Below are 12,196 nucleotides of genomic sequence, written 5' to 3'. Positions count from 1 at the left end.
CACCTAGGATTTGATGGCCAGGCAACTCTCCGCTGGTGCGAGAGGTGACTTCGCGAGCTCAATCACCGTGGGCGTGTGGATTCTGCTCGGCCCATAGTCAGCATTCCAGCCGCCACGTGAGCCAGCCAGGTAAGGGACATACCCTTCTTTGCACACCCAAAGTTTCTGGCGCACGAGTGCTTCGCCCATTAAGCCGCCCAGTGTCAATCTTCTACTGGGATCGAGGGTGACCTCGCCGCTCTCATTGCCAAGCACCAGGACATGGGGTTTTCCACCATCCACGTAGTCGTAGACAAAGGCGCCATTCAGTGGCTCCTTGGTGACTGAATCCACGATCTTCGACTTCAGTCCGTCATGCACAACAGCTGTTCTTGGAATGCAGCCTTGCAGAAGAGCCACGCAGACGGTTGGCAAGAGGTTCGAATAATTCACTATGCCACCTAGACGTTTGACATGAGCGGCGTGACCCGGCATGCCGGGCACGTCAGCTCGATGGGTTAGGCCTCGCCGGTGTGAAACTCAGGTTGCCCTCAGTGGCTAGGCAAAGAGAAGCCGAAACACTAGCCTCAGCCCGATTGCGAACAGGAGCCCGATGCCGGCTGCGACCCATACTGATCTGAATGACCCACCCGCCTTGGAATACGCCGCAAAGCTCCGGCGTAGAAGTGGCCACGATACAAGAGACCAGAGCGCCACTTGGGGCAGGTGTACAACAAGCTGAGACAACGCATCGCGTGGGGCATTGAAGATCGTCCAGAGCCACACGCCTGACGCAACAACATGGAAGCCCAACAGCATTGAAGCCTCGCGTGAAGGTGCGTGGTTCATCCTGTTGCGGGCCGCCAGGTACAAGGCAGCAAGAGGACCGCCAACAAAGCCAGCAGCGGCGAACGACCCAAGACCAAATGGGCGCGGGGTAGTCATGCTTGGCTCGATGGAAGGGTTAGGCCTTGCGAGAAAACGGGGAGCGGCGACGCAAAGTGCCACGATCGCAAAAAACGGTACGAAGGTTTTGAATTGAACCCAGACGGCAACAGGAGTGGTGAACGCGACCCCGACATTCACGATGCCAAGAACTAGATAGAGGGTGCAGAAACTCCAAGTGAACTTGCGCCAGCTACCAAATGGCAAGTGGAGGCGGTACCCCCAAACGAAAAACAGAAGCCCAGGACGAAAAACCAGCAATGAGCTTGCCAGCACGGCGGCAACCACTGCGAAGAAGAGCGATGGCTTCAGCATAAGGAACATCGCGCTTTGGCCGAGATCTGAAAGGCCTAGCACAGCTGCTACTGGCAGCAGCAGAACGGTGTGAAGTAAGAACAATCGCCAGAAGAGCGACACACTCAACTTCAAGCCATGACTACCTCGTGGCGAAGCCTCGGCGATGTCTCCGACCTGTGCTGTAGGCGGTGCGTATCGGATGTTGTCGGACATGTAGTGCGTCTGCGATGAGGCCTAACGTTGGACATGAGCGGCGGCTGGATGCAGGCGAAGCCTGCTGGAAGACGTCCGCTCGATGGAAGGGTTAGACGTCACTGGCGACCAGATGAAGTAGTTGCTTGGTGGTAAGGATAGCGTCGACGTAGATGTGAACAGGCCCAAGATTCTCTGGCCTCTCTCCACCCAGGCCGCGGTAGACCTCTATCCCGACGGACCATTCTGCGTACTCGTTCGTGAGGAGGCGTTGAAGCGCGTCGACAGTGGCTGAATTGACGACCTGTTCATCTGCTTCGACGACGGCTGTTCGGTTGGGCCACCAATCGTCCAAGACATGAACACCGCTCCCTTCGGACTCGAATACTTGGCGAGTTCGCTCGCGCAATGCACTGTCCAACGCCTCGTACGCCCGTTCCTCATGCGCCGAGCCCAGTTGTACTTCCACGGCGCGTCGTCGTACCTCGATGTCGACCGCAGTATCGCCTTGCAGGACTGTTACGGAAGCGGAGAGCGGCATCGTGACGTCTAACGTGTGATATGAGAAGCGGCGACCAGCTTGCCGGGGGACGCCCTCCCGATGAAAGGGTCAGGCCTGTGGTTCATTCCGTTTGGCTCCAGCCCTCAGTATTGAGCGCGTACTGATCCGCGACACCGATTGGCTTGCGAGAGCTGGATTCAGCAGTCCCTTCCGCGGTCCAGAGGGGTGGATAGAAGCTGAAGCACTGGCCTCCGTCTACCCTTTGCAAGTCGGCTTGCCAGTTGTTCCACCGCAAACCTTCGTAGAACGCAGACAGTCTGTCGCTGAGCACCCAGCAGAGGAAATCCGTATACCCGAGACCAAGCGACTCCCATTTCAACGTGTCGGGTGCCCAGTAGTACACCGAGCCAGGATCATCTCCCAGGCTGCCTCCGTTTACCGAAAAGAAGCCGCCGGCCACGTCATCTGCGACCAATAGATGACCGGATGAACGCCCGGCGTTCCACTGAGCGATGTCTCGTGGAAGCTTGGGATGGCCAGACCCAAGAATGCGCAGCCACCCGTGATCGACCAGGATGCCGCCAGTCTCATAGGCAATCGCACCCATCGGTGACCGAGTTGTGATCTGGAGGTTGACGAGAACTTCGCCGTTGCGCTCTGAAGGCGGGAGAAGCTCGACGGGCCTGCTGCTTTCAGCGAGCCATTGCCGAACGAACGGAATTGCCGGGTCGTCTTGATTGATGAGTTCGTCGAGCGTGCGCATGGAGATCTAGCGTAAAAGGTAAGCGGCTGCCAAATGGGGCACGCCAATGTTCACGGACCAAGACAAGCAGCTCAGGCCACGGGCTGAATCGCGATGGTGGCGCGCGCCGGCTTGGCCGACCGCGCACGCAGCTGGCCGCAGCCGCCGTCCACGTCCTGCCCGGCCGATTGGCGCAGCCGCGCCAGCACCCCACGCCGGTTCAGGTAGTTCGACATCGCCGCCGCGCGTTCCCACGACGGCCGCCGGTAGCCGGTGCCCTCGGTGGTGTTGTACGGGATCATGTTCATGATGGCGTACTTGCCGGACAGCAGCCGCACCATGCCTTCGAGTTCCTCGTCGGTGTCGTTGATGCCTTCGAGCAGCGTCCACTGGTACTGGATGGGATAGCCCGTGGTGCGGGCGTAGCGCTCGCCTTCGGCCACCAGGTCCGCCGGATCGAACCGCGGCGCGCGGGGCAGCAGTTCCGCCCGCAAATCCGCGCGAGTGGTGTGCAATGACAGTGCCAGCGCGGGCTTCACCGCCCCGAGCGGCAGCCGCTCGAACACCCGCGGGTCGCCCACGGTGGAAAACACGAGGTTCTTGTGGCCGATGCCGCCGGCCGTGCCCAGCAGGTCGATGGCCTCCAGCACGTTGTCGAGGTTGTGGGCCGGTTCGCCCATGCCCATGAACACCACCTTCTTCACCGGGCGGCGGGCGCGGGCCAGCACCACCTGCGCCACGATCTCGGCGCTGCCCACCTGGCGCAACAGGCCGTCGCGGCCGGTCATGCAGAAGAGGCAGCCCACCGCACATCCCACCTGCGTGGACACGCACACACCGTCGCGGGGCAGCAGCACGCTCTCCACCGTGTGCCCGCCCGCCAGCTCGACCAGCAGGCGTGCCGAGCCGTCGTCGGCCGGGTGTTCGGATCGCACACGGGCCAGCGCCGCCAGGTCGGCGGTGAGTTCGGGCAAGGCGGCACGCACGCTGGCCGGCAGGAAATCCTCCGGCTTGCGGCGGCCGCTGCCCTGGTCCTGCGCGGTGGCCCACAGGCGCAACACGCGGAATTCGTGGCAGGGTTTGGCGCCGTGGGCCCGCAGGCGTTCACGGAAATGGTCGATGCGCATCACCCCGCCAGTGTAGCGATCAGGCCCCCAGGAACTGCGCCAGCTTGTCGAATGTGGGCAGCCAGCCGCGCTGGTGGTTGTCGCGGGCTTCCTGGTCGTGGAAGCGTTCGTGCAGGAACGTCAGGTCGGTGCCCCCGCGCGCTGCCACCAGGTCCACCGCCACACGCGACACCCGCTCGGGCGTGCTCTTCCACGCCCACGAAAACACCAGCCGGTGCGGCGGCTCCACCACCTCGTAGATGCCAGAGACGTCGTGCCGCTCGCCGTCTTGCGTGGTGAAGCCGATGTGGTACCGGCCGCCCACACGCAGGTCGAGGTCGGCGACCACCACCGAGTCGGGCTCACCAGGGCCGAACCAGCGGGTCAGCGCCGCCGGGTCGGTCCACGCCCGCCAGACTTTTTCGACGGCGACGGGGTAGTGCCGCTGGAGCTGGAGTTTCGGCGAGCCGGAGTCGACGCGGTGTGGCTGGGGCTCGGACTGGGGCATGGCTGGATCTCCTCCTGGTGATATAGGAACCGCCCGAGCGCATCGAGCCGATCGTTCCAGAACTGCTCGTAGCGGGTGAGCCAGCCGGCGGCGTCCTGCATGGGGGCCGCGGTCAACTCGCAATGCACCACCCGGCCGAGCTTGACGCGCGAGATCAGCCCCGCCGCCTCCAGCACCGCCAGGTGTTTCATGAACCCCGGCAGCGACATCTCGTGCGGCTCGGCCAGTTCGCCAACGCTGCGGCTGCCCTCTTCGCCGAGGGTTTGCAGCACCTCGCGCCGCGTGGGGTCGGCCAACGCGGCAAACACCAGGTCGAGGTCGTTTCGCTTCACCATGGAGCCCATTTCAATAAACCATAGGGTTAAGTCTGACGCGAGGGCCCCGTGCTGTCAACCGCGTCGGCCCCGCGCACCGGCACGGGCATGTCCCGCTGCACCACCAGCGGCAAGCTGACCGTGAACCGCGCACCCCCTGCAGCCGCCTCGCCCACGTCGATGCGGCCACCCATCGCATCGACGATCTGCCGGGAGATCGCGAGGCCGAGGCCCGCCCCCTGGCGCAACCGCTGCCCCTGGGCGCCCTGCGCATACGGCTGGAACAGCGTGGACCGGTCTTCGGCCGACAACCCCGGACCACTGTCTTCCACCACGATGTCGAAACGCCGCCCGGCGCCACTGCCGGTCACCCGTCCCGCGACGGACACCTCGCCCTGGCGGGTGAACTTGACGGCGTTGCCCACCAGGTTGTTCACCACCTGGCGCAGGCGGGAGGCATCGAGCAGCACCAGTTGGGTGAGGGCTTCGGCGCCGTCCAGCCGGGCGTGGAGGGCGAGCCCCTTCGCCAAGGCGCTGAGCTCGAACGGTGCCAGCATCTGCGCCCATTGCGCCACCAGGTCCACCGGCTCGGGCTGCAGCACCATGGGCCGCTCGAGCTGCTGTTCATATTGCAGCGTGGTTTCGAGGAGGCTCTGGAACCCTTCGGCCGAGGCGTTGATGGCGTCGAGCATGCGATCGCGCGTGGAGGCCGGCAGGTCGTTCTTGGCCATGGCCGCCCCCGACGCGATGGCGCCCAGCGTGCCCCGCAACTCGTGCGACAGGTACCCGAGGAACCGCCCGCGCGACGCGGCCGCCGCCTCCGCCAGCTCGCGGGCGTCCAGTTCGATCTGCCGCGCCGCCAGAAGGCGGCGGTTGCCGCGGCGCAACAAGTAGGCCCACGTGCCCAGCCACAGCACCACCGCGGCACTCCCCCCCACGATGCGCAACACCTGCGGCATCGCCACACCCGGCTCCGGGTTGGCCACGAGCCAGCGGCGTTCGATTTCGATGGTCTCGTCCTCGGTGACGGCATCCAGTCCCTTGCGCAACAGTCGCGTGAGTTCCGGCCGGTCCTGGCGCACCGCGAAGTACAGCTCGCTGTCTGCATCCGGCACGGTGCCGGTGACCTTCACCCGCCCGGTGTAGTGGTCGTTGATGAGCTGGTTGACGACCTTGAGGTTGCCGATGCCCGCATCCGCCCGGCCGTCGGCCACCGCCTCGAGCACGGCGTCCTGCGTGGGCAGGGTCAGCAACTGCAGCGACGGGTACCGCGTGCGCAACTGGGGCAGCAGGAAGTGCTCGTCCAGGAGCGCCAGGCGCCGCCGGCCCAGTTCGTCGAGCCGGGTCACCAACAGGCCGTTGTTGCTGGCCGTCACGATGCCGGTGGGCACCCGCAGGAACGGCCCCACGAAGTCGTAATGGCTGCGCCGGGCACTGGTGCGTGCCGCGCCAACCAGCACGTCGAGGTCGCCGCCGACGCCGCGCCGGTACATCTCGGCAAAACTGCCGCCACTTTCGCTTTCGATGGTGAGGCCCACCTTGCCGGCCGCCAGCCGCATGAAGTCGGCGCCCAGGCCCCGCAGTTCGCTCATGTCGGTCTGTGCGGTGATGGGAGCGAACGAGGCGTCGTAGCCGATGCGGATGCGCCCGTGGCGGTCCACCCAGTCGCGTTCGGCCGGCAAGAGCGCCACCTTCGGGCGTTCGCGGTCCACCCCGACCTCAGGCGGCAGCCAGCGTGCAGCCAACTGGGCACGTTCGCGCTGCGTGATGCTGTCCATCGCCTTGTCGAGGATGGCATGCAGCACCGGCTGGTCGCGCGAGATGGCGGGGCCGAGCGAGGACAGTCCGGGCCCCAGCATGCCCCGCACCTGCACGTTCGCCAGCAGCAGGGACTCGATGTAGTGCACCGCCACGTGGCTGTAGCCGATGAACAGGTCTGCGTCACCCGAGGCCACCGCCCGCAGCGCGGCCTCGGGGGTGTCGTACCGCAGCACACGGGCCCCAGTGAAGCGGCGGCGCAGCAACTGGTCGGCGCCGGAGGCGTTTTCCACGGCCACCCGGTAGCCGCCGAAATCCGCCGTGGGGGAGATGTCGGGGATGTCGCGGCGCACCGCGAGCACCATGTTGGCCGCGATCATCGGGCGGGTGGCCAACAGGTCACCGGCCGCGGCGTCCGCCGGCGTCGACACGAACGGCACACCCGCCACCTCGCCGCGGCGCACCGCATCGAATGCGGCCGGCAGGTTCGGGTAGCGGCGGTAGGTGGCGCGCAGGCCCACGCGCTCCAGGGCGAGGCCCATCACCTCGACGGCGTATCCCTGCGGCTCGGCCGCACCGGCGTCAAACGTGAAGTAAGGTGGCAGGCCGCTCGACCAGCCGAACTTGACCACGGGGTGGTCGGCGATCCAGCGGGTTTCCGCTTCGGTGAGGTGCAGGTGCTGGGCCACTGCCTGGCCCACGGCCAGGCACCACAGCAGTGCACAGGCCAGGCCGGCTCGGCATGCCGCCCCCGCCAGCCGCACGCGCAACCGCCCTGCCCCTTGTTTCATGGCCCGTACGCGGTCGCCCGCCCCATGTGGATCCTGGTGCGAACCACTGTAGCGCAAGGCCCGGGGCTCACGCGTTGCGGCTTACCCCCAACTCGTCGTAGAGGCGATCGACAAGCGCCCGCAGCGTGTCAATGTCACGCTGCATGGCCTGTTGCCCGGCTTTCAACGCCGCCAGTTCGCTGGCGGCCACGAAGTCGGCGGACTCGGCGGCCACCGGCAGCGCCGAGAGGTCGATCTCGCCGGCCAGCAGGTGGGTCCAGCGAGCCTCCCGTGCGCCCGGGGCACGCGGCAGCTTCACCGCCAGCGGGCCGCCCTTGTCGTCCGAGCGTTCGGCCAGTTCCTCTAGAAAGGCCTCCACCGAGGACACGTCGGCGAACTTGTGCAGCCGCTCGCAGTTGGCGCGCAGCTCGGAGCTGGTCTGCGGCCCGCGCAACATCAGCACGCTGAGCAGCGCCACGGCCGCGCCGGGCAGCGCCATGGTGCGTGCCATGTTGTGCTCGTAACGCGTGACCCGCGACCCGCTTGATTCGAACACCAGGTGCAGCACCTTCAGTGCATCGACGGCGGTCTGCACTTCGGCTTCCGACGCGTTGAGCACCGGATCGCGCGCCGTCTTCTGGTTGCAGCCGGCCATCAAGGCGTTGAGGGACAGCGGGTAGCTGTCGGGCACCGTATGCGCCTTCTCGATGAGCACACCGAGGACGCGCGTTTCCAGCAGGGACAACGGCCTCATGTCAGATCGCGAACCCGTCGTCGGCCTGGATCACCGCGCCGTTGATGAAGTGGCTCTCGTTCGAGCACAGCAGCATCAGCACGGCGTCCAGGTCCTTCGGCTGGCCGATGCGCTTGCGCGGCGTCATGGCGATCAGCTTCTGGCCCTGTTCGGTCTGCCAGTGGTGGTGGTTGATCTCGGTGTCGATGTACCCGGGGCAGATGGCGTTCACGTTGATGCCGTAGCGGCCCCACTCGAGCGCCATGGCGCGGGTCATGTGGATCACCGCGGCCTTGCTCATGGCGTACACACCGATCTGGCTGAGCGGCTTGAGCCCCGCCATGGACGCGATGTTGACGATGCGCCCGCCGGTGAAGGTGCCCGGCGCCGCGCCGCGCGCGCGCGCCAGCATGCGCTTGCCCACCTCCTGCGCCACGAAGAAGGAACCCTTGGTGTTGGTGTCCATCACGTAGTCGTAGTCTTCCGGGGACACCTCGGTGATCTTCTGCGTGGTGCTGACGCCGGAGTTGTTGACGAGGATGTCGATGGTGCCCATCTCCGTCTCGGCGTGGGCCACGGCGGCCTTGATGCTGTCGTGGTCGGTCACGTCGAGGGTGACCACGTGGGCGTCGCCGCCCGATGCCTCGATCTCGGCGCGCAGCGCCTTGAGCCGTTCGACACGCCGCCCCGCCAGCACCACGGCGGCGCCAGCGCCGGCCAGCGTCTTCGCGAACTGCGTGCCCAGCCCGCTCGATGCGCCGGTGACAAGCGCCACGCGCCCGGACAGATCGATGCTGTAGCTCATGCGTTTCTCCTCGTTCATTTCGTTCGTCGGTGAGCGATGAAGATAGCACGCGCACCCGCGAAAACGGACCGTGGCGCGGATAGCACGATCGTTCGATTTTCACCCCCCACCCACTCTAGAATGCGGGGCGATGTGATTCGAGCTTGATTCAAGGAGACAACATGACCCCCTCAGAAATTCTTGCCCAATATGGCCCGCGCGAGGCCATGGCGTACGACGCCGTCATCGTAGGCGGCGGCCCCGGCGGGCTGGCCACGGCCATCCGCCTGAAGCAACTCGCCGCGGCGCAGGACAAGGAGATCTCGGTGGTCGTGCTGGAAAAGGGCTCGGAGCCCGGCGCGCACATCCTGAGCGGGGCCGTGATGGACCCGAAGGCGCTGACCGAACTGATCCCCGACTGGAAGGAAAAGGGCGCCCCGCTGAACCAGCCGGTGACCGAAGACGAGGTGATGTGGCTCACGAAAACGGGCGCCATCAACTTCCCGAAGTGGCTGATCCCGCAGAACTTCCACAACGAGGGCAACTACGCCATCAGCCTCGGCAACGTGGTGCGCTGGCTCGCGCAGCAGGCCGAGGCCCTGGGTGTGGAAATCTTCCCGGGCTTCCCGGCGGCCGAGGTGCTCTACAACGAGGACGGCAGCGTCAAGGGCGTGGCCACCGGCAACCTCGGCATCGGCAAGGACGGCCAGCCCAATGACAGCTTCCAGCTCGGCATGGAGCTGCACGGCAAGTACACCGTGTTCGCCGAAGGCGCCCGCGGCCACCTCGGCAAGCAGCTCATCAACAAGTTCAAGCTCGACCAGGGCAAGGACCCGCAGGCCTATGCCATCGGCGTGAAGGAGCTCTGGGAGATCGACCCGTCCAGGCACCGCGCGGGCCTCGTGGTGCACACGGCCGGCTGGCCCATGGATGACAGCACCTATGGCGGCGGGTTCATGTACCACCTCGAGGACAACAAGGTCACGCTCGGCCTTGTCACCGGCCTCGACTACGCCAACCCCTGGATCAGCCCGTTCGAGGAAATGCAGCGCTGGAAGACCCACCCGGCCATCGTCAAGTACCTCGAAGGTGGCAAGCGCATCAGCTACGGCGCCCGCGCCATCACCACCGGCGGCCTGCTGAGCCTGCCGAAAACGGTGTTCCCGGGCGGCTGCCTCGTGGGCTGTGACGCCGGTTTCCTGAACGGCGCCCGCATCAAGGGCAGCCACGCCGCCATCAAGAGCGGCATGCTCGCAGCCGAGGCGCTGTTCGCCGCCGTCACGGCCGGCCGCCAGCAAGACGAACTCACCGCCTACCCGGAGGCCTTCGAGAAGAGCTGGCTCCGCGAGGAACTGCACGCCTCGCGCAACTTCAAGGCCTGGTTCAAGCTCGGCAACATGGTGGGCGGTTTGATGAACGGCATCGAGTACTTCGTGCTGCCGCTGCTGGGCATCAAGACGCCACCGTGGACCAGGCACCGCACCATCCCCGACCACGCCATGCTGCGCCCGGCGTCGGAGTTCCCGCAGATCGTGTACCCGAAGCCCGACGGCAAGATCACCTTCGACCGCCTGAGCAGCGTGTTCGTGAGCAACACGAACCACGAGGAACACCAGCCGGCCCACCTGACGCTCAAGGACAACGCGGTGCCGGTGAGCGTCAACCTCGCGAAGTACGCCGGCCCCGAGTCGCGCTACTGCCCGGCCGGCGTGTACGAGTTCGTCAAGAACGAGGACAACACCGACCGCCTGCAGATCAACGCGCAGAACTGCGTGCACTGCAAGACCTGCGACATCAAGGACCCCACGCAGAACATCGTGTGGGTCACCCCCGAAGGGGGCGGCGGCCCCAACTATTCGGGGATGTAAGGACCACGACAAAGCGCCCGGTCAACCCGGGCGCTTTGTCGATGGAGCAAGCGAAGCGAGCGACCGATCAAGCCACCCGCGAGGACCGGCTCCGCCGGCCGACCCGGGGTCGCCCCCTGGGGGCAGGAGGCGCCAGCCGACTGGGGGGCCTCATTTCTGGTACACGCGCACCCAGTCGACTTGCATCTCCTGCGGGAAGGCCGCGTCATCGATGCCGTGCCGGCCGGCCCAGGCCCCGCCCACCGCGAAGTTCAGCAGGATGTGCGCCGGACCGCCTGCGGTGCCGTCGTCGTAGTTCCACGTGGCGGCGCGGGTGTAGATCTTCTGGCCGTCGACATACATCGTCACCGTGGTGGGCGTCCATTCCGCCCCGATCACGTGGAAGCCGTCGCTGAAGTTGAACGGTGCGCGCCAGAACGTGTACTGCGTGTTGAAGGCCGGGTCGCTGTAGAACACCTGCGACGGCTTGCGGTCCATCGTCACCACGTTCGAGTGGATCATGTTGGACGTGTCTTCCACGCCGTTGTTCACGTACTCGAAGATGTCGATCTCGGGCGGCCAGCTCAGGCGGCCCGTCGCGGACACGTCGGAGTTCAGCCAGAACGCGGGCCACACCCCCACGCCGGCCGGCATCTTCACGCGGGCCTCGTAGTAGCCGTAGCGGGACGTCCAGTCCGAGCGGATCATGCCGGACTCGTAGTTGACGCCGTTCGGATCCGTCTCCGACACCTTGCGTGCCACGAGGCTCAGCACGCCGTTGGCCACGCGGTGGTTGTCGTTGTCGCGGTAGCGCTGCTTCTCGTCGTGCATGCGGTCGCTGGTGCCGCTGTTGTAGATCATGCGGGTGTGCCACTTCGCCCGGTTCAACGTGGTGCCATTGAACTCGTCGTTGAACACCATCGTGTAGCCACCGGCCGGCACGATCGACCCGGACGGATCCGCCTTCGGCTCGGTGGTGGCGATGGCCGACCGCATCTTCATCGACACGGTGTCCACCACGGAGCGCGAGCCGTTGGCGAGGACGCTCAACTCACCCTTCGTGTACACAGGGGCGGTGAACTCGAACTCGTAGTCCTTCCAGGCCGTGCCGGTCACCGTGGTCTTGTAGGTGCGGAACGCCTCGTTGTACGGCGGGATCTGGAACTTCATCGCCACCGTGGTGACGCCGGTGGCGTTTTCGTTGCGAGCCCGGAACTTCACGGTGTAGGAAGCGTTCGGCACCAGCGTGCCATTCGTGAACGTCTGCAGCGCGCGCCAGCCCACGTTGAGCGACTTGCCGCCCACGCGCTGGGTGCTGTTCACGAGCACCGCATCGCCCACGGACCAGTTGTTGAGGCCGTCGGCAAACAGGTTGTTGAGCACCTTTTCGTCGGGCACGACGGTGTACGACGTCGTGGTGCTTTCGGGGGCCGCCGCGATGGCCTTGAGGGTGTCGGGCGTTGCTGCCGCGGCCTCGGCCTGTGCAGCGGTGTCCGTGTCGGTGGCGGAGTCGCCGCCACCACAACCGGAGAGCAGCAGGGCCGCGAAGAGGGCGGAGATCAGCGGGGACTGGATCGGCACGGGGTAGAGCTTCATGCGAGGGCATCCGGTTCGTTGGAAGACAGCGCCGATCCCTCGAAAAAAATGCGGTGGACCAGCCTCTGCCCCTTGTTACGGCAGCCCCTCTCCCCCCGATACCGCATTTCCGTAAGCGAATGC

The 12,196-nt window shown here is 65.8% G+C and carries 12 protein-coding genes; 1 reads left to right on the top strand and 11 read right to left on the bottom strand.

Annotated features, from left to right (window positions below; all coding sequences use genetic code 11):
- Positions 1-3: 3 nt before the first annotated feature.
- From ASC87_RS31800 to ASC87_RS11965, 10 genes are all read right to left on the bottom strand, one after another.
- The gene (locus tag ASC87_RS31800; RefSeq protein ID WP_157603984.1) at positions 4-483 is read right to left on the bottom strand and encodes a hypothetical protein; all 480 of its coding nucleotides are present in this window, start codon (positions 481-483) and stop codon (positions 4-6) included.
- A gap of 54 nt (positions 484-537) precedes the next feature.
- Positions 538-1,434 carry a septation protein IspZ gene (locus tag ASC87_RS30695; RefSeq protein WP_082568573.1) on the bottom strand — a complete coding sequence of 299 codons (897 nt, stop codon included), beginning with the start codon at positions 1,432-1,434 and terminating at the stop codon, positions 538-540.
- A gap of 91 nt (positions 1,435-1,525) precedes the next feature.
- Positions 1,526-1,954 carry a hypothetical protein gene (locus ASC87_RS31795; protein ID WP_157603983.1) on the bottom strand — a complete coding sequence of 143 codons (429 nt, stop codon included), beginning with the start codon at positions 1,952-1,954 and terminating at the stop codon, positions 1,526-1,528.
- An 82-nt stretch (positions 1,955-2,036) separates the two neighbouring features.
- Positions 2,037-2,678, bottom strand: a complete 642-nt coding sequence (locus ASC87_RS30690; protein WP_082568572.1) for a DUF2625 domain-containing protein — start codon at positions 2,676-2,678, stop codon at positions 2,037-2,039.
- 71 nt (positions 2,679-2,749) lie between these two features.
- The gene (locus tag ASC87_RS11990) at positions 2,750-3,784 is read right to left on the bottom strand and encodes an RNA methyltransferase (RefSeq protein WP_056661515.1); all 1,035 of its coding nucleotides are present in this window, start codon (positions 3,782-3,784) and stop codon (positions 2,750-2,752) included.
- 19 nt (positions 3,785-3,803) lie between these two features.
- Positions 3,804-4,151: an SRPBCC domain-containing protein gene (locus ASC87_RS11985; protein ID WP_056661629.1), complete on the bottom strand. Its 348-nt coding sequence runs from the start codon at positions 4,149-4,151 to the stop codon at positions 3,804-3,806.
- Entirely contained in the window at positions 4,148-4,606 is a 459-nt protein-coding gene (locus ASC87_RS11980) for a helix-turn-helix transcriptional regulator (RefSeq protein ID WP_056661626.1), read from the bottom strand. Before ASC87_RS11980 ends, ASC87_RS11985 begins: the two co-directional genes overlap by 4 nt.
- Before the next feature lie 26 nt (positions 4,607-4,632).
- A complete protein-coding gene (locus ASC87_RS11975; protein WP_082568571.1) occupies positions 4,633-7,134 on the bottom strand; it encodes a transporter substrate-binding domain-containing protein in 2,502 nt (833 codons plus the stop codon).
- A gap of 67 nt (positions 7,135-7,201) precedes the next feature.
- Positions 7,202-7,867, bottom strand: coding sequence for a YceH family protein (locus tag ASC87_RS11970; protein WP_056661508.1), 666 nt, complete (start codon positions 7,865-7,867; stop codon positions 7,202-7,204).
- Between the two features lies 1 nt (position 7,868).
- Positions 7,869-8,651 (bottom strand): SDR family oxidoreductase, encoded by a 783-nt coding sequence (locus ASC87_RS11965; protein ID WP_056661623.1) that lies wholly within the window; start codon positions 8,649-8,651, stop codon positions 7,869-7,871.
- A 161-nt stretch (positions 8,652-8,812) separates the two neighbouring features.
- On the opposite strand from ASC87_RS11965, the gene ASC87_RS11960 reads away from it, so the two are divergent.
- Positions 8,813-10,498, top strand: coding sequence for an electron transfer flavoprotein-ubiquinone oxidoreductase (locus tag ASC87_RS11960; RefSeq protein WP_056661505.1), 1,686 nt, complete (start codon positions 8,813-8,815; stop codon positions 10,496-10,498).
- Between the two features lie 150 nt (positions 10,499-10,648).
- On the opposite strand, the gene ASC87_RS11955 is transcribed toward ASC87_RS11960, so the two are convergent.
- Complete coding sequence (locus ASC87_RS11955; RefSeq protein WP_056661502.1) at positions 10,649-12,073, bottom strand: family 16 glycosylhydrolase; 1,425 nt, start codon at positions 12,071-12,073, stop codon at positions 10,649-10,651.
- Between the last annotated feature and the right edge of the window lie 123 nt (positions 12,074-12,196).

The organism is Rhizobacter sp. Root1221 (genome assembly GCF_001425785.1).
Classification (GTDB): Bacteria; Pseudomonadota; Gammaproteobacteria; order Burkholderiales; family Burkholderiaceae_C; genus Rhizobacter.
Note: the sequence above shows the minus strand (reverse complement) of the source record. Positions and strands in the feature narration are given on the sequence as shown.

What these genes read in the sequence shown, in the direction of transcription:
- ASC87_RS30695 (WP_082568573.1), bottom strand. Translation starts at nt 1,434, where the DNA reads ATGTCCGACAACATCCGATACGCACCGCCTACAGCACAGGTCGGAGAC.
- ASC87_RS11955 (WP_056661502.1), bottom strand. Translation starts at nt 12,073, where the DNA reads ATGAAGCTCTACCCCGTGCCGATCCAGTCCCCGCTGATCTCCGCCCTC.
- ASC87_RS11960 (WP_056661505.1), top strand. Translation starts at nt 8,813, where the DNA reads ATGACCCCCTCAGAAATTCTTGCCCAATATGGCCCGCGCGAGGCCATG.
- ASC87_RS11980 (WP_056661626.1), bottom strand. Translation starts at nt 4,606, where the DNA reads ATGGTGAAGCGAAACGACCTCGACCTGGTGTTTGCCGCGTTGGCCGAC.
- ASC87_RS31795 (WP_157603983.1), bottom strand. Translation starts at nt 1,954, where the DNA reads ATGCCGCTCTCCGCTTCCGTAACAGTCCTGCAAGGCGATACTGCGGTC.
- ASC87_RS11965 (WP_056661623.1), bottom strand. Translation starts at nt 8,651, where the DNA reads ATGAGCTACAGCATCGATCTGTCCGGGCGCGTGGCGCTTGTCACCGGC.
- ASC87_RS11970 (WP_056661508.1), bottom strand. Translation starts at nt 7,867, where the DNA reads ATGAGGCCGTTGTCCCTGCTGGAAACGCGCGTCCTCGGTGTGCTCATC.
- ASC87_RS30690 (WP_082568572.1), bottom strand. Translation starts at nt 2,678, where the DNA reads ATGCGCACGCTCGACGAACTCATCAATCAAGACGACCCGGCAATTCCG.
- ASC87_RS11975 (WP_082568571.1), bottom strand. Translation starts at nt 7,134, where the DNA reads ATGAAACAAGGGGCAGGGCGGTTGCGCGTGCGGCTGGCGGGGGCGGCA.
- ASC87_RS11990 (WP_056661515.1), bottom strand. Translation starts at nt 3,784, where the DNA reads ATGCGCATCGACCATTTCCGTGAACGCCTGCGGGCCCACGGCGCCAAA.